Source organism: Sphingomonas tabacisoli (assembly GCF_042678385.1).
Lineage (GTDB): Bacteria > Pseudomonadota > Alphaproteobacteria > Sphingomonadales > Sphingomonadaceae > Sphingomonas_B > Sphingomonas_B tabacisoli.
Map to the genome: position 1 here is coordinate 1,104,787 of NZ_JBHUDY010000001.1, position 21,939 is coordinate 1,126,725.

The 21,939-nt window shown below is 67.2% G+C and carries 15 protein-coding genes; all 15 read left to right on the top strand.

The features are described from left to right. Nucleotides 1-16: 16 nt before the first annotated feature. The 15 genes from ahcY (at nt 17) to ACFSCW_RS06040 (ending at nt 21,937) form a co-directional block, all read left to right on the top strand. Nucleotides 17-1,423, top strand: coding sequence for an adenosylhomocysteinase (ahcY, locus tag ACFSCW_RS05970; protein ID WP_380887874.1), 1,407 nt, complete (start codon nt 17-19; stop codon nt 1,421-1,423). 82 nt (nt 1,424-1,505) lie between these two features. Beyond that, nucleotides 1,506-1,919, top strand: a complete 414-nt coding sequence (locus ACFSCW_RS05975; RefSeq protein WP_380887876.1) for a hypothetical protein — start codon at nt 1,506-1,508, stop codon at nt 1,917-1,919. 105 nt (nt 1,920-2,024) lie between these two features. Further along, nucleotides 2,025-5,408, top strand: coding sequence for an amidohydrolase family protein (locus tag ACFSCW_RS05980; protein WP_380887877.1), 3,384 nt, complete (start codon nt 2,025-2,027; stop codon nt 5,406-5,408). Between the two features lie 28 nt (nt 5,409-5,436). Next, entirely contained in the window at nt 5,437-7,791 is a 2,355-nt protein-coding gene (locus tag ACFSCW_RS05985) for a sensor histidine kinase (RefSeq protein ID WP_380887879.1), read from the top strand. Beyond that, nucleotides 7,788-8,231, top strand: coding sequence for a tRNA (adenosine(37)-N6)-threonylcarbamoyltransferase complex ATPase subunit type 1 TsaE (tsaE, locus tag ACFSCW_RS05990; RefSeq protein ID WP_380887881.1), 444 nt, complete (start codon nt 7,788-7,790; stop codon nt 8,229-8,231). Before ACFSCW_RS05985 ends, tsaE begins: the two co-directional genes overlap by 4 nt. Continuing rightward, on the top strand, nt 8,216-9,199 hold the full coding sequence (locus ACFSCW_RS05995; protein ID WP_380887883.1) for an aminoglycoside phosphotransferase family protein: 984 nt from the start codon (nt 8,216-8,218) through the stop codon (nt 9,197-9,199). The genes tsaE and ACFSCW_RS05995 overlap by 16 nt, the downstream gene beginning before the upstream one ends. Continuing rightward, nucleotides 9,196-9,957, top strand: a complete 762-nt coding sequence (locus ACFSCW_RS06000; RefSeq protein WP_380887885.1) for a nucleotidyltransferase family protein — start codon at nt 9,196-9,198, stop codon at nt 9,955-9,957. The genes ACFSCW_RS05995 and ACFSCW_RS06000 overlap by 4 nt, the downstream gene beginning before the upstream one ends. A gap of 57 nt (nt 9,958-10,014) precedes the next feature. After that, nucleotides 10,015-12,915 carry a PD-(D/E)XK nuclease family protein gene (locus tag ACFSCW_RS06005; RefSeq protein ID WP_380887887.1) on the top strand — a complete coding sequence of 967 codons (2,901 nt, stop codon included), beginning with the start codon at nt 10,015-10,017 and terminating at the stop codon, nt 12,913-12,915. Continuing rightward, entirely contained in the window at nt 12,888-16,289 is a 3,402-nt protein-coding gene (gene addA / locus ACFSCW_RS06010) for a double-strand break repair helicase AddA (RefSeq protein ID WP_380887889.1), read from the top strand. Before ACFSCW_RS06005 ends, addA begins: the two co-directional genes overlap by 28 nt. 78 nt (nt 16,290-16,367) lie before the next feature. After that, nucleotides 16,368-16,688, top strand: coding sequence for a thioredoxin (trxA, locus tag ACFSCW_RS06015; protein ID WP_380887891.1), 321 nt, complete (start codon nt 16,368-16,370; stop codon nt 16,686-16,688). Nucleotides 16,689-16,782: 94 nt separating this feature from the next. After that, on the top strand, nt 16,783-19,122 hold the full coding sequence (locus ACFSCW_RS06020; protein ID WP_380887893.1) for a chemotaxis protein CheA: 2,340 nt from the start codon (nt 16,783-16,785) through the stop codon (nt 19,120-19,122). Beyond that, nucleotides 19,122-19,556 carry a chemotaxis protein CheW gene (locus tag ACFSCW_RS06025; protein WP_380887895.1) on the top strand — a complete coding sequence of 145 codons (435 nt, stop codon included), beginning with the start codon at nt 19,122-19,124 and terminating at the stop codon, nt 19,554-19,556. The genes ACFSCW_RS06020 and ACFSCW_RS06025 overlap by 1 nt, the downstream gene beginning before the upstream one ends. A 74-nt stretch (nt 19,557-19,630) precedes the next feature. Beyond that, nucleotides 19,631-19,996 carry a response regulator gene (locus ACFSCW_RS06030; RefSeq protein ID WP_380887897.1) on the top strand — a complete coding sequence of 122 codons (366 nt, stop codon included), beginning with the start codon at nt 19,631-19,633 and terminating at the stop codon, nt 19,994-19,996. 16 nt (nt 19,997-20,012) lie between these two features. Next, complete coding sequence (gene cheB / locus ACFSCW_RS06035; RefSeq protein ID WP_380887899.1) at nt 20,013-21,107, top strand: chemotaxis-specific protein-glutamate methyltransferase CheB; 1,095 nt, start codon at nt 20,013-20,015, stop codon at nt 21,105-21,107. Then, nucleotides 21,104-21,937 carry a CheR family methyltransferase gene (locus tag ACFSCW_RS06040; RefSeq protein ID WP_380887901.1) on the top strand — a complete coding sequence of 278 codons (834 nt, stop codon included), beginning with the start codon at nt 21,104-21,106 and terminating at the stop codon, nt 21,935-21,937. The genes cheB and ACFSCW_RS06040 overlap by 4 nt, the downstream gene beginning before the upstream one ends. Nucleotides 21,938-21,939: the final 2 nt, after the last annotated feature.

Here is a 21,939-nt window from a genome sequence, read left to right on the forward strand (position 1 = left end):
CTGCCGGAGATTGCCCGTGGCCACTGTTCTCGACGCCAAAGATTATGTCATCCGCGACTTGAGCCTTGCCGATTTCGGCCGCAAGGAAATCGAGATTGCCGAGACCGAAATGCCGGGGCTGATGGCGCTGCGCGAGGAATATGGCGCGGAGCAGCCGCTGAAGGGTGCGCGCATCACCGGATCGCTGCACATGACGATCCAGACCGCGGTGCTGATCGAGACGCTGAAGTATCTGGGCGCCGAACTTCGCTGGGCATCGTGCAACATCTTCTCGACCCAGGATCACGCTGCCGCTGCCATCGCTGCGGCCGGCGTGCCGGTGTTCGCCGTCAAGGGCGAGACGCTGGAGGAATATTGGGACTACGTCGTCCGTATCTTCGACTGGGGCACGGACACGACCTGCAACATGATCCTAGACGATGGCGGCGACGCGACGATGTTCGCGCTGTGGGGCGCGCGCGCCGAGGCCGGCGAGGAGCTGTTCACGCCGACCAACGAGGAAGAGGAAATCTTCGTCGCGACGCTGAAGCGCTTCCTGGCCGAGCGTCCGGGCTATCTGACCAAGACGGTGCAGAACATCCGCGGCGTTTCGGAAGAGACGACCACGGGCGTCCATCGGCTCTACGACCTCGCCAAGAAGGGCAAGCTTCCATTCCCGGCGATCAACGTCAACGACAGCGTCACCAAGTCGAAGTTCGACAATCTGTATGGCTGCAAGGAATCGCTGGTCGACGCGATCCGCCGCGCGACCGACGTGATGCTGGCCGGCAAGGTCGCCTGCGTCGCCGGCTTCGGCGATGTCGGCAAGGGCTCGGCCGCCTCGCTTCGCAACGGCGGCGCGCGCGTGCTGGTGACCGAAGTCGACCCGATCTGCGCGCTGCAGGCGGCGATGGAAGGCTATGAAGTCGTGACGATGGAAGAGGCGACCAAGCGCGCCGACATCTTCGTGACCGCGACCGGCAACGCCGACGTCATCACGCTCGATCACATGCGCGACATGAAGAACATGGCGATCGTCTGCAACATCGGCCACTTCGACAGCGAGATCCAGATCGGCGCGCTCGCCAACATGAAGTGGACCGAGATCAAGCCGCAGGTCGACGAGGTCGAATTCCCGGACGGCAAGAAGATCATCGTGCTGGCCAAGGGCCGGCTGGTGAACCTCGGTTGCGCGACCGGTCACCCGAGCTTCGTCATGTCGTCGAGCTTCACCAATCAGACGATCGCGCAGATCGAGCTGTGGAAGAATCACGAGCAGTACAAGAACGAAGTCTATGTGTTGCCGAAGCACCTCGACGAGAAAGTCGCGATGCTCCACCTCGAAAAGCTCGGCGTGAAGCTGACCAAGCTCACCAAGAAGCAGGCCGACTATATCGGCGTTTCGACCGAAGGCCCGTTCAAGCCGGACCATTATCGCTACTAACCACGAATGGGGGCGGGGCGGGATGAAACCGGTCCGCCCGTTCGTTGTTCTCCTTGAGAAGCAAAAATTCGAGGAGGAATGAATGTCGTTGCTATTGGGGGTTGCCCTGAGCCTTGCCGCGCCGGTGGTGGGCACGCCCGCCGCGCCTGCGGAGGATTGGTGGTGGGTCGCCGGCGATTCGCGCGACGAGGCGGCAGTGTTCGTCGACGGCGGATCGGTGCACCGGACTGGCAAGGATGCCAGCGTCACGGCGATCCGCGTCGCGCGCGACGGCACGCCGAGCGACTTTAGCTGGCGCGGCCGGTGCGGCGACCATCATGCCGACGATGAGATCGCAGCGGTGGCGCGCTTCGCCTGCGGCACGGACGACGATCACATGAAGGACGCCGCGTTGCTTGGCGGATTGAGTCCCGCCGAGGCAGCGCACGCCATCTTCAGCATACGGAACGTGCGGCCTCAGACCTTTTCGCCGGCTTCAGCGCGGACGGTGAGCTGACCTCAACGACGCTCGTCGAAAACCGGCGCCCGCGTCCCTTGTCCGGTCAGCGTGTTCGCCTCTAGAGCATCGTCCCAGAAAAAAAGTCTGGGGATGCTCAAGCACATGATGATTCGACTAACCGCGCTGGTGGCCGGGCTGCTGGCGACGACTTCTTCTCTTGCGCAGGCGCCGACGCCGCCGCAACCGGTCCAGGACACGCAGGCGCCGGAAAATCAGGTGCTGAATCCGGAGCAGAAAGTGACCGGGCCCGCAAAGCCGACCGGCGCCAATGCTCCGGCCGCCTCGCAAGCGACGAAGCCCGAGAAGTGGAACGTCAATGCGCCGCCGGGCATGGTCACGCGCCAGATTCCGATCAATGTCAGCGAAGGGAGCTGGATGAATGTCGACGTGTCGCCCGACGGGCGATGGGTCGCGTTCGATCTGCTGGGCGACATCTACACGATGCCGATCGCGGGCGGGACGCCGACGCGGATTGCCGACGGCCTCGCCTATGAGCAGCAGCCGCGCTTCTCGCCCGACGGCAAGCGCATCGCCTTCGTCTCGGACCGCGGCGGCGGCGACAATATCTGGGTGATGAATGTCGACGGCTCCGACAAAAGGCAGGTCACGAAGGAAGACTTCCGCCTCCTGAACCAGCCGAGCTGGAGCCCGGACGGCCGCTTCATCGTCGCCAAGAAGCATTTCACGACGGGCCGCTCGCTCGGTACAGGCGAGGTTTGGGTCTATCACGTGTCGGGCGGCGGCGGCGTGCCGCTGGTGAAGCGCGCCAGCGAGCAGCTCCAGAAGGAACTCGGCGAGCCCATCTTCGCGCCGGACGGCAAGAGCGTCTATTACACGCGTAACGTCACGCCGGGCCCGGTGTTTGAGTACGCGCAGAATTCGAACACCGACCTGTTCCACATCGAGCGCTACAATCTGGAAACCGGCGAAGTGACCACCGCCGCGTCCGGCGCGGGCGGGTCGGTGCGGCCGACGCCATCGCCCGACGGCAAGAAGATCGCCTTCGTGCGGCGCGAGCGGACCAAGTCGAAGCTGTACGTCCGCGATCTCGCCTCGGGCGAAGAGCGCAAGATCTACGACAATCTGGATCAGGACGTGCAGGAAACCTGGGCGGTCACCGGCGTCTATCCGAACATGGCGTGGACGCCCGACGGCAAATCGGTGGTGTTCTGGGCAGGCGGCAAGATCCGGCGCGTGAACGCCGACGGATCGGGCGGGGCGGAAATCCCCTTCCACGTACAGGACACGCGCGTGGTGATCGACGCCACGCACCCACAGATCGAGGTCGCACCGGACCGGTTCGCGACCAAGATGCCGCGCTGGGCGCGGGTGTCGCCGGACGGCCGGCAGGTCGTGTTCGAGACGCTCGGCAAGCTTTGGGTCAAGCCGATGGCCGGCGGCGCCGCGCGGCGGCTGACTTCGTCCAAGGACGACAGCTTCGAAATGTATCCGACCTGGTCGCGTGACGGGCGGACGATCGCGTTCGTCGACTGGACCGATCAGGGCCTCGGCCGGATCGAGACCGTCTCCGCAAGCGGCGGCAGCGCAAAGCCAGTCACGACGCAGCCGGGCCATTATGCGCGGCCGCAATTCTCGCCGGACGGCAAGACGATCGTGTTCGAGCGCACCGATGGCGGTTTTCTGACCTCCGAGAAATGGACGAGCGACCCTGGCGTGTACAAGGTCGCGTCATCTGGCGGCGCGCCGGTTCGGGTATCGAAGGACGGCGCGGTGCCGCAGTTCGGCGCGAGCAGCGACCGCGTGTTCATGATCGTGTCGGACAAAGGCAAGCGCCAGCTTATCTCCACCGATCTGAGCGGCGAGAGCAAACGCATCCACGCGACCGGCGAACTGGTCAACGACTATGAAGTCTCGCCAGACGGCCAGTTCTTCGCGTTCCGCCAGAACTACGAAGCGTTCGTGATGCCGCTGATGCCCGGCACGCAGGACGTCTCGACCGACCCCAAGGGCGGGCCTATGCCGGTGACGCGGGTAAGCGCCGAGGGCGCCGACTTCATTCATTGGTCGAGCGGCGGGCGGCAGGTTCACTGGAGTATGGGGCCGACCGTGTTCACCGCCGACACCGCCAACCTGTTCGCCTCGGCGCCGGCTGGCGAAAACGCGCCCAAGTTCCAGCCGCCGCGCACCGGAACCGACCTGTCGATGGACGTCGCGGCCGACAAGCCGACCGGCACCGTCGCGCTGACCGGCGCCCGCATCGTGACGATGGCGAACAAGGATGGCGGAATCGTCGACGACGGCGTTATCCTGATCCACGGCGACCGCATCGTGGCGGTCGGTCCCCGCGCATCGACGCCGATCCCGGCAGGCGCGAAAACGATCGACGTCGCTGGAAAGACGGTCATTCCGGGACTGGTCGATGCGCACGCGCACGGTCCGCAGGGCGAGGACGGGCTGGTCCCGCAGCAGAATTGGTCGGACATCGTGAACCTGGCGATGGGCACGACGACGATCCACGATCCGTCGGCGCGCGCGTCCGAGATTTTTGTGGCGTCCGAGCTGCAAAGGACCGGCAAGCTGCTGGCGCCGCGCATCTTCTCGACCGGCGAGATCATCTACGGCGCCAAGGCGCCCGACGTGTATGCCGAGATTAATTCTTACGAAGACGCGCTGGCAGATGTGCGGCGGCTGAAGGCGCAGGGCGCCCACTCGGTCAAGAACTACAACCAGCCGCGGCGCGAGCAGCGGCAGATGATCGTCCGCGCAGCGCAGGCCGAAGGCATGGAGGTCGTGCCGGAGGGCGGGTCGCTCTACAATCTCGACCTGACCCACATCCAGGACGGCAATTCGACGGTCGAGCACAACGTTCCGCTGAACGTTTTCTACGACGACCTTGTGCAATTCTGGACGCAGACCAAGACCAACTACACGCCGACACTCGTCGTGACCTATGGCGGCCCGGCCGGCGATCCCTATTGGCGCTCGCACACCGATGTGTTCCGCCAGCCCGTGCTGATGCGGCACATTCCGCCCGGCATCCTCGCTTCGCAGAACACGCGCCGCGAGATCGCGCCGGAAGAGGATTATGTCGACGCGGCAAGCGCCCGCGAGGCGAAGAAGCTGGCCGACAAGGGCATCCAGGTCTCGATCGGCGCGCACGGCCAGCAGGCTGGGCTCGGGGCGCATTGGGAAATGTGGTCGTTCGTGCGCGGCGGCTGGTCGCCGATCGAGGCGCTGCGAGCCGGCACGATCATGCCCGCGACGTCACTGGGCTATGCGAAGGATGTGGGCTCGCTCGAAGTCGGCAAGCTCGCCGACCTCGTCGTGCTCGATGCCGATCCGACCAAGGACATCCGCAATACGGAGAAGATCAGCCGCGTGATGCTCGGCGGGCGGATGTACGATCCGATGACGATGAACGAGGTCGACACCGGCAACCGCAAGCGCCCCGCCTATTGGTGGGAAGGGTCGGGCAATGCGACCGCGGGCAAAGCCGGCGCCTCGCATAGCGACGGGGATATCTGAACGCGCGCACTGCCGCTAAGACGACCGCGTGCTTCATCTCTCCGCCACCGCCGCCGCAGTCCTGGGCGCCATCCTTGCCTTGTGGCTGGGTGCGGCGGCATGGGCGCTCGCGACGGGGCTGAAGCTCAGGCGTAGCGCCGGCGAGGCCGAGCAACAACGCGCGCGGCTGGAAGCGCTGATCGCGGGGGCTCCGGCGATCGTCGTGCTGGTGCATCACGATGATTCGATCGAGGCCTCTGCGCGCCTTGCCGACTGGCTGGGGCTCGACAGCGCGCCTGAGCGGCTCGGGGGACTGAGCGCCGGGGGCAGGGGCTTGGCGCCGGGCGAATTCGATGCGCTGCAGGAGGATATCCGGCTTGCCCAAAGCACGGGCAAGGCGATCTCACGCACCGTACGGCCGCAGCAATCGAACCGGACGCTGACGGTTCGGGGCGGTCCCGCGCCGCCCGGCGTGACCAGGCCGGGCGCGGCGATCCTGTTTTTCTTCGACTCGACCGAAACGCGCAGCGAGATGGCAAGGCTCGCGGAGGAAGCGAACAGGCTTGCCAAGGCGTTCGATGCGCTGTCCGGCCTTATCGAGGCCTCGCCGATTCCGATGTGGCATCGCGGGCCGGACCTCAGGCTGACCCTGGTCAACAGCGCCTATGTGCAGGCGGTCGAAGCGGAAAACGCCGCGGACGTGATCGGGCGCGGCGTCGAGCTCGTGGAAGCAGCGCCGGGCCGCAATCCGATCGCAGCGGCCGCCGCCGCGCGCGCCACCGGCAAGCCCAGCTCGCGCGTGCTGCCTGCGACCGTGGGCGGAGAACGGCGGAGCCTGATGCTCGTCGACGTGCCGCTCGGCGACGCCGGCGTCGCCGGTTATGCGATTGACGTCGAGGAGCTGGAGCAGGCGCGCGCCGCCTTCAAGCGCTTCGCCGAGGCCCAGCGTGACCTGCTCGACCGGCTGTCGGCAGGCGTCGCGCAATTCGAGGCCGACCGGTCGCTCAGCTTCTACAACCAGGCCTTCATGCGGCTGTTCGCGATGAAGCCGGAATGGCTGTCGGAAGGGCCCGAGTTCGACCGCGTGCTGGAACGCATGCGCGAGACTGGCCGTCTTCCCGAAGCGCGCGACTTCCGTGCATGGCGCGACGAGCGGCGGAGCTGGTTCACCGCTGCCGATGAGGGGCAGGAAGAAGCCTGGATCCTGCCCGGCGGCGATCACCTTCGCGTCGTGGCCCAGCCGCTGCCCGATGGCGGACTGCTGCTGATCTTCGAGGACCGTACCGAGCAGGTTGCGCTTGCCACCGCGCGCGACACGCTGCTGCGGGTTCGGGCTGCGACCTTCGACAATTTGTTCGAGGCGGTGGGCGTGTTCGCGGCGGACGGCCGGCTGCAGCTCTGGAATCAGAAATTCCGCGAGGTCTGGGATCTCGAGGAGACATTCCTCAGCGCCCACCCCCGCGTCGACCAGCTTGCCGAGGCGGCGGGGCGGCAGCTTGCCAATCCCTCCCGCGCCGCGGTCATTCGCGAGCTGGTCCGGGTGGCGACTCAGGAGCGCAAGCAGCGGAACGGCCGCGTGGCGCTGAAGAGCGGCCGGCATTTCGAGTTCGCCGCGGTGCCGTTGCCCGACGGCAACGCGCTGTTCACGATGCTCGACATTTCCGACAGCCGGCGGATCGAAGCTGCGCTGCGCGAGCGCAACGAAGCGCTGGAGGATGCCGACCGGGTCAAGACCGCGTTCGTTGCCAATATGAGCTACGAGCTGCGCACGCCGCTCACCTCGATCGGCGGGTTCGCGGAGATGCTGGCGGGTGGCTATGCCGGCGAGCTCGCGCCGACCGCCGACGAATATGTGCGCGCCATCCTCGATTCGGTCGCGCGGCTGAGCACGCTGATCGACCATGTGCTCGACCTGACGCAGAGCGAGGCGGGGGCGCTGCCGCTCGAGAAGCGCGCGGTCGATATCCGGCGTATTGCGCGCGAGGCCGCGAAGGGCGTTGGCGACGCGATCGCCGAAAAATCGATCGAGCTGGAAGTCACGCTCGAAAAGTCGATGGGGAACATCCACGGCGATGCGCGGCGGCTGCGGCAGGTGCTCGATAATCTGCTGAACAACGCGGTGCGGTTCACGCCCAAGCGCGGGCGCATCCTGCTGCTGGGCGACGGCGACCCGGACAATGTGCGGCTGGTCATTTCCGACAACGGGCCGGGCATGACGCTTAAGGAGCAGGCGCGCGCGTTCGACCGCTTCAGCCGAAGCTCCGCCGAAGGGGGGCGGGGATCGTCGCTGGGTCTCGGCCTGCCGCTCGCGCGGCAGTTCGTCGAGGCGCATGGCGGCTCGCTCAGCCTGTTGTCCGAACCGGGGCAGGGGACCGCCGTCACTGTCGAATTGCCGCGCAAATGATCCTTGCCGACGAAGCGGCGACGCTGGCGCTAGGGGCAAAGCTCGCTGCGCAGGCAGGCGCAGGGGATGTGATTACGCTGTCGGGCGACCTTGGCGCGGGCAAGACGACGCTCGCGCGCGGGGTGCTGGCGGCGCTGGGTCTCGAAGGCGAGGCGCCGAGCCCGACCTTTGCGATCGTGCAGACTTACGCGCTGCCGGAAACGCGGATGCCGGTCGCGCATATCGATCTCTACCGGGTCGAGGATGCTGGCGAAGCCGAGGAACTGGGGCTCGACGATTTGCGCTTCGATCATCTGCTGCTCGTGGAGTGGCCGGAGCGGCTCGGCGCGCAGATGTGGCAGGACGCCTTGCGGCTGCGCATCGAAGCGGCGGGGGAAGGCGGGCGGCGCTTGACAGCCGAAGTCCCGCCGTCATGGGAGGGGCGATGGCCCCCAGCATGACCCCGCCCGACGCGGCCCCCGATTTCCTGAAGCGCGCCGGCTGGACGAATTTCGAGATTCTGCCGCTTGCCGGCGATGCGTCCTTCCGCCGCTATTTCCGCGTGGTGACGCCGGATCGGCGCGCGGTGCTGATGGACGCGCCTGCGCCGCACGAGGACCCGCGGCCGTTCCTGACCGTCGCCGAGCATTTGGTCGGGCTCGGCTTTTCGGCGCCTCGCACGCTGGCCGTTGATCTGGAGCAGGGATTAGTGCTGCTCGAGGATTTCGGCGACGCGCGGATGCGCGAAGTGCTCGATGCCGCGCCGGAAGCGGAGCTGCGCATCTATTCGGATGCGGTCGATCTGCTCGTCCAGCTCCACAAGCATCGCGCCGCCGCCATCCCGCCGTACAGCGAGTCGGAATATCTGCGCGAGGCGTGCCTGCTCACCGAATGGTTTGCGCCCGCGGTTGGGCTGGACGTGGATGCCGAAGGGTATCGCGCGGCCTGGACCGAGGCGCTTGGGCCCTTGCTGCACGACCACTCGGTAACCGTGCTGCGCGACTATCACGCCGAAAACATTATGCTGATCGATGGCCGCGATGGCGTCGACAGCCTGGGGCTGCTCGATTTCCAGGACGCACTGGCGGGGCATCCGGCCTATGACCTCGTCTCGCTGCTGCAGGACGCGCGGCGTGACGTGCCGGAGGCGATCGAGGCCGACATGCTCGCCCGCTATATCGAGGAGGCGAAGCCCGACGCCGGCTTTACAGACGCCTATTGGCTGCTTGGCGCGCAGCGCAACGCGAAGATCGTCGGCATCTTTACGCGGCTGTGGAAGCGCGACGGCAAGCCGCGGTATTTGTCATACCTGCCGCGGGTCTGGGGCTATCTGGAGCGCGATCTTGCGCAGCCGGCGTTGGCGCCCGTCAAAGCCTGGTTCGACGCGAACATTCCCGCCGACCAGCGCGGTTCGGCCACGATCGCGTGAGCCGTTATAAGAAACCGCTCGCGCTTAGGCCGCAGCCGGTCGCGCCGGCGCCCGCTACGGCGATGGTGCTTGCGGCAGGGCTCGGCAAACGCATGCGGCCTCTGACCGCCACGCGTCCCAAGCCGCTGGTCGAAGTCGCAGGCAAGGCGCTGCTCGATCACGCGATCGACAGGCTGAAGGCAGCGGGGGTCAAGAAGGCAGTCGTCAACGCCCATTACCTTGCTGACGCGCTCGAAGCGCATCTGAGGAGGCGTATCCAAGGTATTGACGTTGTTGTCTCGGACGAGCGCGCGCAACTGCTGGAGACAGGCGGTGGGCTGGTCAAGGCGCTGCCGCTGATCGACGCCGATCCATTCTTGGTCGTCAACAGCGACAATCTGTGGGTCGACGGGCCGGCGGACTCGATCCGCGCGCTCGCGGCCCGCTGGGATGATGAGCGAATGGATGCGCTGCTGCTGCTCGTGCCGCTCGCCCGGGCCAATTGCCATCGCGGCAAGGGCGACTTCCATATGGACGGGGCGGGCCGGCTCAGCCGCCGCAAGCCGGGACGGGTGGCGCCGTTCGTGTTCACCGGCGTGCAGATCCTGTCCAAGCGGTTGTTCGAGGGCGCGAAGGCCGAGCCCTTCTCGCTCAACATCCTGTGGGATCGCGCGATCGAGCAGGGCCGCGCCTTCGGGCTGGTCCACAACGGCCTGTGGTTCGATGTCGGCACGCCGCCGGCGGTCAAGCGCACCGAGGCGATGCTGGCGAGCGAGTAGCGCCAAAGCGGAACAAAAGGTGCTCGACTTGGGGGCGCCGCCCGCTAGTGTCGCCGGGTGAGCCGTCCGTCCGTTTACACCATCCCGCCGCACCGCAGCTTTGCCGACGCGCTCGCCGCCGGGTTGATGGCGCGCGAGGGGCGCGACCGGATGACGCTCGCGCGCGGGCTGATCCTGCTGCCGAACAATCGTGCCGTACGCGCGGTGCAAGATGCGTTCGTCCGTCGTGCAGATGGTGGGCTGCTGCTGCCGCGGCTGGTGACGATCGGCGATCCCGAGCTGGACGAGCGGCTGGGCGCGTTCCTCGACCCGATCGACGACGGCGAGCCGATCGCGCCGGCCGTCGATCCGCTGCAGCGCCAGCTCATCCTCGCCCGGCTGATCGAGCAGGGCGGCGGCGCGACTGGCGGCGAAGCGATGCGGCTGGCGTCAGAGCTGGCGCGCACGCTCGATCAGCTTCACGTCGAGAGCGTCGCTCCACGGCGACTGCGCGATATCGATGTCGGCGAGTTGACTGAGCATTGGGCGCGCTCGCTGAAGCTGTTCGAATTGGTGTTGGACCGCTGGCCGAAGGATCTGGAGCGGCTGGGACGGATCGACCTCAGCGACCGGCGCAACCGGCTGCTGGCGCGCCTCTCCCGGCGCTGGCGCGAGACGCCGCCGCCGGGCTTCGTCGTGGCGGCAGGTATTTCGACCGCAGCGCCGGCCGTGGCCGGCCTGCTGCGCACGATTGCTTTCATGACCAACGGCCGGGTCGTGTTCGATGCGCTCGATATCGCCATGCCCGAGGAGCAGTGGCAGGCGCTCGGCCCGCACAAGCCCGATGCGGAGACCGGCTTCGCTGAGCGGCCGGTCGAGACGCATCCGCAATATCATCTGAAGCTGCTGCTGGAGCGGATGGGCATCGGCCGCGGCGAGGTGGAGCGTTGGCGCTGGGGCGGCGGCCATGCCGCGCGCGCGGGGCGCAGCCGGCTGATCTCCAACGCGCTCGCGCCGGCGCGCTTCACGACGGAGTGGACTAACCTGCCGCGCAAGGACCGGGACCGGTCCGGCGTCGAATTGCTCGAAGTCGCGACGCCGGCCGAGGAAGCGCAGGCGATCGCGCTGGCGCTGCGCGAGGCGCTGGAGACGCCGGGGCGCACCGCGGCGCTGGTCACGCCCGACCGCGGGCTGGCGCAACGCGTCTCGACGCACCTGAGGCGCTGGGGCATCGACGCCGACGATTCGGCCGGCGTGGCGCTGTCGGTGACGCCGCCCGGTACCTTGCTTCTGGCGATCGTCGAGGCCGCCGCCGAACGCTTCGCGCCGGTGCCGCTGCTCGCGCTGTTGAAGCACCCGCTGGTGCAGGCGGGCGAGGGGCGCGCGGAATGGCTGGATCAGGTGCGGCGCCTCGACCGCGAGCTGCGTGGCCCGCGCCCCGCGCCGGGCCTCGCGCATTTGCCGGAGACGGTCTGCGCCGAACGGGTGCGAACGCTGCTGGGGCCGCTAGAAGAAAGCTTCTCCATCGTACGGACGTTTGCGGAACTGCTCGCGGCGGTGCGCGAAGCGGCGGAACGGCTCGGCGGTGACGAAGTTTGGGCCAAGCCCGCCGGGCGCGCCGCCGCCGAACTGTTGGCCGGGCTGGAAGAGCATGGCGGCGACGGTCCTGCGCGGATCGATCCGGATGCGCTCGGCGCGGTGCTGACCGAGCTGATGAACAGTGTCGCGGCGCGGCCGCCGCAGGGCGGGCACCCGCGCATCTTTATCTGGGGCTTGATCGAGGCGCGGCTGCAGCAGGCCGATCTGACTATTCTCGGCGGCCTGAACGAAGGCACCTGGCCGGCGCTGCCGTCGCCCGATCCCTGGCTTGCCCCGCGCATCCGCGCCGAGCTCGGCTTGCCGGGGCTGGAGACGCGGATCGGCCTCGCCGCACACAGCTTCGCGGGCGCACTCGGGGCGCCGCAAGTGCTGATCACCCGCGCCCGCCGCGACGCGCGGGGGCCGGCGGTAGCATCGCGCTTCTGGCTGCGGCTGGAGGCCCTGACCGGCGGTCTGCCGCGCGCGGATCGGCTGAAGCATTGGGCGCAGGCGCTCGACGGTGTGGACCGACCTACGCCCGCTTCTCGCCCCGCTCCTGCGCCTCCGGTCGAATCGCGTCCGAAACGGCTCTCCGTCACCGATCTCGACCGGCTGAAGGCGGACCCCTTTGCCTTCTACGCAAAGGCGATGCTGGGCCTTTACCCGATAGACATGGTGGACGCCGACGCGACTGCTGCGTGGCGCGGCACGGCCGTCCATCTGGTGCTCCAGCAATGGGCTGAGCAGGACGATTGCGACCCGGCAAAGCTCCGACCGCGCGCTGAAGCAATGCTTGCCGATCCCGCTGCGCACCCGCTTATGCGGGCGCTTTGGCAGCCGCGCTTGATGGAAGCGATCGACTGGATTGCGGCAGAGATGGCCGCGCGCAAGGCCGAGGGCCACAAGGTCGTCGCGGTGGAGAAGAAGGGCGAGCTTGAAATTTTCGGTGTGACGCTGAAAGGCATTGCCGACCGCATTGATCGGCTGCCTGGCGGCGGCCTGACGATCGTTGACTATAAGACGGGCAGTGCGCCTTCCCACAAGCAAGTCGAGCTTGGGTACGCTCAGCAGCTTGGGCTGATCGGGCTAATGACCGAACGCGGCGCGTTCGAAGGCGTCTCGGGCGCAGCAGCAGCTTTCGAATATTGGTCTCTAGCCCGTAACAAGGACGACGGTTTCGGCAAGATCGTCTCGCCTGTCGATCCGGCGGGGAAGGGCGGCCGCATCTTCACAGATCAATTTGTGGCTCGGGCAGCGAGTAATCTGCAGGGCGCGGTCGAGACCTGGCTGACCGGCTCCGAACCGCTCACCGCCAAGCTGCATCCGGAGCACGCGCCTTATGGCGATTACGACCAGCTGATGCGGCTGGAGGAATGGTACGGGCGGGAGCAGGGGGCGTGAAGCCGCTTCCCCCGCTCCAGCCTGAGCAGCGCGAGGCCTCCGATCCGCGCGCGCAGGTGTGGCTGTCGGCCTCGGCCGGGACCGGCAAGACGCAAGTGCTCGTCGCGCGGGTGCTGCGGCTGCTACTGCGGCCCGGCGCCGATCCGTCCGCGATCCTGTGCCTGACCTTCACCAAGGCCGGCGCGGCGGAAATGGCGAACCGTCTGAGCGAGCGGCTCGCGCATTGGGTGCGCCTCGCTGGACCGGAGCTTGCCGGCGAGCTGAAGGCGCTCGGTGAGGATTTCAGCCCGGATATGCAGGAGCGCGCCCGCGGCCTGTTCGCGCGGGTGCTCGACGCGCGCGGCGGCGGCTTGCGGATTCAGACCATCCACAGCTTCGCGCAGGCGCTGCTGGCGTCCTTTCCGCTGGAGGCAGGGCTGACGCCCGGCATGCGCCCGCTGGAGGGCCGCGAGGAAGCAGCGCTCGCCCGGCGCGTGCTCGCCGATCTGGTAACGCAGGCGGAGCGCGAAGGGCGGCACGGGCTGATCGCCGATCTTCAGGCGCTCAGCCGCCGGCTGGGGGAGGACGGCGCGGAGGCGTTCCTGCGGGATTGCGCGCGCGCGCCGGATGCGATGGCGCAGTTGCCGTCCGGCATTGCACCCTTCGTTCGTCGTGCGCTCGAGATTCCGGTGGAAGACATCGAGGCGCACATCGCAGACCAGTGCGGCGACGCACTGTTCGATCTCGCGAGCCTGGAGCAGGTCGCCGCGGCCAATCGCGACTGGGGCACGAAGGGCGGGATCGGGCGGGCCGAGACGATTGGGCGATGGCGGGCGCTGTCTCCAGGCGAACGCGCCAATGCGCTGGAGGAACTGCACAGCGTCTGGGCGACGGCCAAGGGCGATCCGCGCTCGACCAAGCCGGGGCAGGCGCCGCAAGTCGACGGCTATGCCGAGCTGGCGTCGCGCCTGCACGGCCGCTGCAAGGACCTGATTGAGCTCCGCGTCCGCGCGCGACTCGCCGACCTGTTCGCGGCAGCACTGGAAGTGGGCCGCGAATATGCCCGCGCCTATGCCGAGGCGAAGCGCGCGGCCGGCGTGGTCGATTTCGACGATCTGATCCGCGCCACCGTGCGCCTGCTCGGCGAGCCGGGCATGGGCGAATGGATTCGCTTCAAGCTCGATCAGGCGACCGACCACATTCTGGTCGACGAGGCGCAGGATACAAACGTCAATCAATGGGCGATCGTCGGCAAGCTGGCCGAAGAATTCTATGCAGGTTTCGGCCGCAAGGAACTGAAACTTCGAACGATCTTCTCGGTCGGCGATTTCAAGCAGGCGATATTCGGCTTCCAGGGCACCGACCCCAATCTGTTCAACGGCGCGCGCGAATGGTTCCGCGAGCGGATCGAGCGGGTTCCCGATTGGCGCCTGAGAGACCTGTCGCTCGACCGCTCTTTCCGCTCGACGCCCCCGGTGCTCGAGGCGGTGGATGCGACGATTGCCGAGCTGCCCGAGGGCGCACTTGGGGCAGGCGTCCGGATCGAGCCGCACCGCAGCGCCGTTCCGGGACCGGGGCTCGTTACGCTTTGGAAGCCGATTTCGGCCGAGCAGGCGGAAGATGACGAGGGCGAGGAAAGCTGGGTCGGCGACGCGCAACGCGATTTTGCCACGAAGCTCGCCAAGCAGATCAAGGGTTGGCTCGATGCGCCGCTGATGCTGCGGAACGGGCCGATCCGGCCGCAGGACATCATGGTGCTGGTCAGAAAGCGCGGTGATCTCGCTTCGCTGATCGTCGCGCGGTTGTACGCCGAAGGCGTGCCGGTTGCCGGGCTCGACCGGCTGCGGCTGAACGCGCCGCTCGCCGTGCGGGACCTTTTGGCCGCGGCGCGGTTCGCGCTGCAGCCGGAAGACGACCTCAACCTCGCCAGCCTGCTGGTCTCGCCGCTGATCGGCTGGACGCAGGAGGAACTGCTCGCGAACGCCATCCCGCGGGAGGGCCGACTGTGGCGGCATCTGCGGCAGCGTGGTCACGCTACGGTGCCGATGCTGACCGACATCCTCAACGCTGCCGATTTCACGACGCCGTATCGTTTCTTCGAAGGGCTGTTGTCCGGCCCGCTCGACGGGCGGCGTAAATTGCTGGGGCGGTTGGGCGAGGAAGCGCGCGATCCGGTCGAGGAATTGCTGTCCGCCGCACTGGCGTTCGAGCGGCAGGCGACGCCCTCGCTGCAGCGCTTCCTCGACTGGTTCGATCGGGGCGAAGTGGACGTGGTGCGCGATCCGTCGCAGCCGCTCGACGCGGTGCGGGTGATGACCGCGCACGGCGCCAAGGGACTGCAGGCACCCGTCGTGATCCTAGCCGATGCGACGACCGATCCCGACGCGAACCGCCGCAACCGGCTCGACTGGCGCGTCGAGTGGCTCGACGAACCATTGCCGATGTTCCGCCCGCGCAAGGACGAACTGGCGGGATCGCTTGCCGACGATCTTGCCGAGGCGGAGCGCAAGGACCGCGAGGAGCATTGGCGGCTGCTCTACGTCGCGATGACGCGGGCCGAGGAGCGGCTTTATGTCGGGGGCGCCCTCGGGCCGCGTGCGAAAGGCGTGCCGCCAGAGCATAGCTGGTATGGGGCGGTTGGACGCGGGTTGAACGCTCTGGGCGTAGAGCCGGATGAGGATGGACGCGTCGAATGGGCGGGGAGCGCGCCTCAGCCTCCCGCACCTGTCAGGGGCGCCGACGCCAAGCCTGCCTCGACGCCTGGATCATTGCCGGATTGGGCGCGCCGGCCAGCGCCCGTTGAAGCGCGTCCGCCGCGACCGCTCGCGCCGTCATCGATCGGGATCGACGAGGCGGCCGATCCGCCGCCCGGCCCGGCGCTGCGCGCGGCGGCCGAGCGCGGACGCCTGCTGCATGCGCTGTTCGAGCGCCTGCCGGCTATTCCGGCGCAGCGACGGATGGAGTCGGCTGACCGCTGGCTCGCGACAGCGGCCGGGGTTGCGGATGCGCACGTCCGAGCCACGCTGACCGAAACTGTTTGCGCGATCATTGCGGATCCGCGCTTCGCCGACGTGTTCGCGACTGATGCGCTTGCCGAGGCGCCGCTCGCCGCGGTTGTTGAGGGGCAGGTGATTGCAGGAAAGGTCGATCGGCTGCATGTGTCGAACGAACGTGTCCTGGTCGTGGACTTCAAGACTAATCGCCGTGCCCCTGCCACCTTAGCGGATGCGCCCGAATCGCATCTGAAGCAAATGGCGGCCTATGCGGCGGCGCTGGCGCAGGTTTTTCCGGACCGGCCGGTCGAGGCCGCTTTGCTTTATACCGCGGGTCCGACGCTGCTCGCGCTCGATGCCGATACGCTGCGGCGGTTCAAGCCCGGCTTTGTGGAGGCGTAACAAAGTTTGCGGATCCGGGCCGTTGAGCGTTCCGCTGCGCGACCCTAAGTAATGGGCCAAGACAAGGAGTTTGAACGCATGGCCACCAAGAAGATCACCGACGCGAGCTTCCAGACCGATGTCCTCCAGGCCGACGGTCCGGTGCTAGTCGATTTCTGGGCGGAATGGTGCGGGCCGTGCAAGCAGATCGGCCCGGCGCTCGAGGAAATCTCCGACGAGTTGGGCGACCGCGTGACAATCGCGAAGCTGAACATCGACGATCATCCCGACGCGCCGGTCCGCTACGGCGTGCGCGGCATTCCGACCATGATCCTGTTCAAGGGCGGCGTGCCTGCGGCCACGAAGGTCGGCGCCGCGCCCAAGAGCCACATCAAGGGCTGGCTGGAAGGCGAGCTCTGACGCTTTTCCCCGGCGGGTGAGGGCAGAGAGCAGGTAAACCGGCTCTTAACCCGCCCGGCTCCATAGCGGGCTCACTCTTGGTGAGTGGGCCCTGATGGACGATTTACTGGCGGAATTTCTGGCGGAGACGCGCGAGACGCTCGACGCATTGTCGGGCGAGATTATCGCGTGGGAGGCCGATCCGGGCGATCGCTCCCGGCTCGATGCGATTTTCCGCTTCGTTCATACGGTCAAAGGAAGCTGCGGCTTCCTCGATCTGCCGCGTCTCGAGCGGCTGAGCCATGCCGCCGAGGATGTGCTGGCCGAGCTGCGCGCCGGCACTCGCACAGCGGACGCCTCGCTGGTCAGCGCCGTGCTCGCGATTATCGATCGTATCGGCGAACTGAACGAAGCGCTCGAGAGCGGCACGGCCCTGCCGGATGGCGACGATGGCCTACTGATCGCCGCGCTTTCCGCCGAAGCGCCTGTCTGCCCGGTCACGGGCGCGCCGACGCAAGTCACCCAATCCTCGAATAAGGCCCCGGCCCGCAGCATCCGCGTGCCGCTGGAATTGCTCGACCGCATGATGAGCGGCGTGTCGGACATGGTGCTGGCCCGCAACGAACTCGCGCGCCGGCTGCGCGAGGTGGGCGCCGAGCAGGAAGTCGGCGGCGCGTTCGAGCGGCTCTCTACCTGCCTTGCCGATATGCGCGATTCGATCACGCGCACCCGGATGCAGCGGATCGAGAAGTTGTTTTCCGCGTTGCCCCGCATGGTCCGCGACACCTCGGCTGAACTGGGCAAGGCAGTTGAGCTGGATATCGACGGCAGCGACGTCGAGCTCGATCGCGAGATGATCGAACTGATGCGCGATCCGCTGACCCACATGGTCCGCAACTCGATCGATCACGGCATCGAGCCGGCCGACGTCCGCCGCAAGCGCGGCAAGCCTGAGTCCGGGCGGCTGTCGATCAGCGCGCGCCAGTCGGGGAACCAGATCGTCATCGAAATTGCCGACGACGGGCAGGGGATCGACGAGGCGCGCGTCGTCGCCAAGGCGATTGCAAGCGGCGTCATCACTCAGGAACTCGCGAACGCGCTGCCGCCTGCCGCGCGCGCGGCGCTGATCTTTTCGCCGGGCGTGTCGACCGCCCAGGAAGTGACCTCCATTTCCGGCCGCGGCGTGGGCATGGACGTGGTGAAGTCCAACATCGAGCGGATCGGCGGCTCGATCGAGCTCGACAACCGGCCGGGCATCGGGCTGCGCACGATCATCCGCGTGCCGCTCACCCTGACGATCATCGCTTCGCTGACGGTGTCGGCGGGCGAGCAGAGCTTTGCCATTCCGCGCGCCGCAATCGAGGAAATCGTGCATGTGTCGAGCGCGTCGATCCGCGTCGATATGCTCGGCGACGCCAGCGTCGCGACGATCCGCGGCCGCACCTTGCCGCTCGTTCATCTGGAGCAAGTGCTCGGGCTCGGCCCCGTAGAGGAAACCGCCGGGCGCACGATCATCGTGGTCGGCGCCGGCACCGGTCTTTCCTACGCCTTGTGCGTCGGCGCCGTGCACGATCACGAAGAGCTAGTCATCAAGCCGGCCTCGCCTGCGGTGATGGGCGCCGGCGTCTATGGCGGCATGTCGCTGCCGGACAGCGGCGTGCCGATGCTGATGCTCGACGCGGCCGGAGTCGCGGCGCGGGCCGGGATCAAGCCCGAAGAGAGCGATCCTCTCAAGCTGCTCGCGCAAGATTCGGCGGAAGAGGTGGAGCGCCACTTCGTCTCGACGTTGCTGTTCCGCGACCTGGCCGGGCGGCGGCTGGGTGTCAGGCTCGGCGTGGTCGAGCGGCTCGAAGATGTGCCGGCTGACCGCATCGCCGTCACGGCCGGGCAAGTGCGTGTGGCAATCGAGGGGCGATTGCTGCCGCTCGCCGGCGCTGACGCGGAGGCAACATCTGGTCTCGCCACCGTCAAGCTGCTGCGGCTGAGCGACGGTGTTTCGGAGCTGGCCTATCTCATCGACGACGTCATCGACATCGTGCAGCTTCCGCCCGGCTTCCAGTCGGCGGCGTCGGAAGGGCCGATCGCGGGCGTCGCGCTCGTCGATGGCGAACAGGTCGAGCTGATCGACGTGTTCTGGCTGTTTGCGCAGGCGGGCGCTGCCCCGACGAAGGAAGAGCGGCCGCTTTGCCTGCTCGCCGATCCTGAAGATCGCTGGTCGCGCGAAATCCTGCGGCCGCTGCTCGAAGCGGCTGGCTACCGCGTCGGCTTCAGCGGAGAAGCGTCCGAACAGCCGGATGTCGTCATCGCCAGCTCGACCAGCGAGGAAAGTGGCCCAGCGCCAGTGATTCGGCTCCGTCCCGATATGGCCGGCGCGAACGACGGCAGCATCTACCGCTACGACCGGATGGGCCTGCTGGCGGCGATCGAAAACCAGGTTGCGAGGCGGAGGGCGTGATGGAGAATCTGTATCTGATCGCAGCCATTGCGGGGCAGCCCGTCGCCATCAGCGCTTCGCTTGTGGATTCGGTCGTCGATCTTGGGCCGATTGCGCCCGTTCCGCTCTCGCCGCCGCATGTCGCGGGCCTCGCCGCGCTGCGCAGCAAGGTGCTGACGGTCATCTGCTGCGAATGTTCGCTTGGCCTGACCCAGACCCCGAGCCTGACTCGCCGCGCAGTCGTGGTCGATATCGACGGCCATCACTACGGTCTGCTGGTCGGATCGATCGAGGATGCGCGGGTGATCGACGAGGCGCCGCAGCCGATCCGGGCGCGGCTGGAGCCGGGATGGGCGAGGGTTGCGCTCGGCATGCTGGAATATGACGGGGAGTCGCTGCTGTTGATCGATCCGGAACGGATCGTCGCAGGTTCCGACGAAGCGTTGGCAGCGTAGCGCTATCTTTAACCCGACGCTTACTCTCTCCGGCCTAGGACAGCGCAAGACAGAACAAAGGTCGAGTAATAACAATGAAAACCTGCCTCGTGGTCGATGATTCGAAGGTCATCCGGAAAGTGGCGCGTCATATCCTGGAGACGCTCGACTTCGAGGTGGCGGAAGCCGGCGACGGCCGGGATGCGCTCACTCACTGCGAGGCGTCGCCGCCCGATGTGGTTTTGCTCGACTGGAACATGCCGGTGATGACGGGCATGGAGTTCCTGAAGGCATTGTCGGCGTCCAATCTGCCGAAGCGCCCGAAGATCGTGTTCTGCACCACCGAAAACGGCATCGGCCACATCAAGGCGGCGATCGAGGCCGGCGCCGACGAATATGTGATGAAGCCCTTCGATCGCGACACCATCGCGAGCAAGCTTCAGATCGTCGGCCTCGCCTGAGCCGAAGCCGCCGGCGATGCCGCACAGCGCCTTGATGAGCGCCCGGCAGGCTGCCGCTGCGGCAAAGCCTATCCGCCTGCTGATCGTCGACGATTCGGCGGTCGCGCGGGCCGTGTTCACCCGAATGGTGGGGGACCGCCCCGAGTTCCAGCTAGCCGCCACGGTACCCAGTGCCGAAGCGGCGCTCGCGTTCCTTGCGCGCAATCGCGTCGATATCATTCTTCTCGACATCGAGCTGCCCGGGCAGGATGGGCTCAGCGCCATGCCGGCGCTGATCGCGGCAAGCCGCGGCGCGCGGGTGTTGATCGTTTCGTCTTCCGCCGAGCAGGGCGCGGCCGCGTCGATCCAGGCGATGACGCTGGGTGCGGCCGACACGCTCGCCAAGCCCGGCGCGGGCGCGTTCGGCGGCCGGTTTGCCGAAATCCTTGCGGAGAAATTGGTCCGGATCGGCCACGCGCCGGAAGCGGGAGCGGCTGGCAGGCAGACGCCGGAACCGATGCCTCATGTCCGGCTGCGTGCGCTTTGCCGCGGCCGCGTTGCCTGCGTGGCGATCGGAGCCTCGACAGGCGGCTTGCACGCGCTTTCCGAGCTGCTGCGTGCGCTACCGTCACGCTTTGCCGCGCCGATCCTGATCACGCAGCATTTGCCGCCGTCCTTCATGAGCATTTTCGCGATGCAGGTGCAGGAAATGTCCGGTCGGCCAACCGAGGTCGCCCGGGCAGGCACGCCGCTCGTGCGCGGCCATGTATTGGTTGCGCCCGGCGAAGGCCATTTGTCGGTCGAGATGAGCGGCGGCATGCCACGCGTCCGCATTACGGCCGAGCGCGTGGAAAGCGGTTGTCTCCCGTCGGTCGATCCCATGCTCGCGAGTGTCGCCGAAACTTTCGGTGAAGCCGCCGTCGGCATCGTGCTGAGCGGGATGGGCCGCGACGGTCTGCGCGGCGCGGAAAGGTTGGCGGAAGGCGGCAGCGACGTCTTCGTGCAGGATCGCGAAAGCTCGGTCGTCTGGGGGATGCCGGGCGTGGTCGCGCAGGCCGGGCTTGCGAGCGCCATGCTGCCGCCGGCCCACATCGCCGACCTGCTCATCAAGCGCGATCGGGCAGGCGCATGAGCATCGGCAGAGACGCGCTCGGCTATCTCGCCGATCTGCTGGAGGCGCGAACTGGTCAACAGATCGGGCCCAATCGGTTGTGGCGAATCGATACCGTTCTCAAATCGCTGATCCGCGAACGCGGCATCGCCAATCTGGATGCACTTGTCGCCGAGCTGCAGTCGGCGCGCGATTCCAGCCTTGGCTCCGAGGTCGTCGAGGCGCTGCTCAATAACGAGACTTTCTTCTTTCGCGATGCGCAGGCTTTCGAGCTGATCCGCAACGGGGCTCTGGAGACCTTGCGTCAGGCGCGCGCGGCGCAACGCCGGCTACGCATTTGGTGTGCCGGCTGCTCCACCGGGCAGGAAGCCTATTCGCTCGCGATCATGTTCGCCGAAAGCCGCGCCAAATGGGATGGCTGGACGATCGACATCACAGCGACCGACGTATCCGAAGCCGCGATCCAGAAGGCGCGCGGCGGATTTTACAGCCAGTTCGAGATTCAGCGTGGCTTGCCGGTCTCATCGATGCTGCGCTGGTTCGACCAGGTTGGCAACGATTGGCGCGTGAAGCGGGAGCTCGCGCGCTATCTTCGCTTCCGCCGCCACAACCTGCTGATGGCCCAGACGGGAACGTTCGATCTGATTCTGTGCCGCAACGTGCTGCTCTATTTCAACGCGGAGCGCCGCCGCGAAGCCTTTGATCGGCTGGCGTCCAGCCTTGCGCCCGACGGTTATCTGATGCTCGGTGCCGGCGAGACGGTGATCGGACAAACCGACGCTTTCGTTTCGGCGCCTGAGTTGCGGGGGCTTTACCGCAAGGCCGCTCGCGCAAAACTGAAGGCGGCTTGAAG

Coding starts and splice junctions, on each gene's coding strand:
- ACFSCW_RS06020 (WP_380887893.1), top strand. CDS start 16,783: ATGGACGATTTACTGGCGGAATTTCTGGCGGAGACGCGCGAGACGCTC.
- tsaE (WP_380887881.1), top strand. CDS start 7,788: ATGATCCTTGCCGACGAAGCGGCGACGCTGGCGCTAGGGGCAAAGCTC.
- ACFSCW_RS06025 (WP_380887895.1), top strand. CDS start 19,122: ATGGAGAATCTGTATCTGATCGCAGCCATTGCGGGGCAGCCCGTCGCC.
- addA (WP_380887889.1), top strand. CDS start 12,888: ATGGTACGGGCGGGAGCAGGGGGCGTGAAGCCGCTTCCCCCGCTCCAG.
- ACFSCW_RS05975 (WP_380887876.1), top strand. CDS start 1,506: ATGTCGTTGCTATTGGGGGTTGCCCTGAGCCTTGCCGCGCCGGTGGTG.
- trxA (WP_380887891.1), top strand. CDS start 16,368: ATGGCCACCAAGAAGATCACCGACGCGAGCTTCCAGACCGATGTCCTC.
- ACFSCW_RS05980 (WP_380887877.1), top strand. CDS start 2,025: ATGATGATTCGACTAACCGCGCTGGTGGCCGGGCTGCTGGCGACGACT.
- cheB (WP_380887899.1), top strand. CDS start 20,013: ATGCCGCACAGCGCCTTGATGAGCGCCCGGCAGGCTGCCGCTGCGGCA.
- ACFSCW_RS05995 (WP_380887883.1), top strand. CDS start 8,216: ATGGCCCCCAGCATGACCCCGCCCGACGCGGCCCCCGATTTCCTGAAG.
- ACFSCW_RS06030 (WP_380887897.1), top strand. CDS start 19,631: ATGAAAACCTGCCTCGTGGTCGATGATTCGAAGGTCATCCGGAAAGTG.
- ACFSCW_RS06040 (WP_380887901.1), top strand. CDS start 21,104: ATGAGCATCGGCAGAGACGCGCTCGGCTATCTCGCCGATCTGCTGGAG.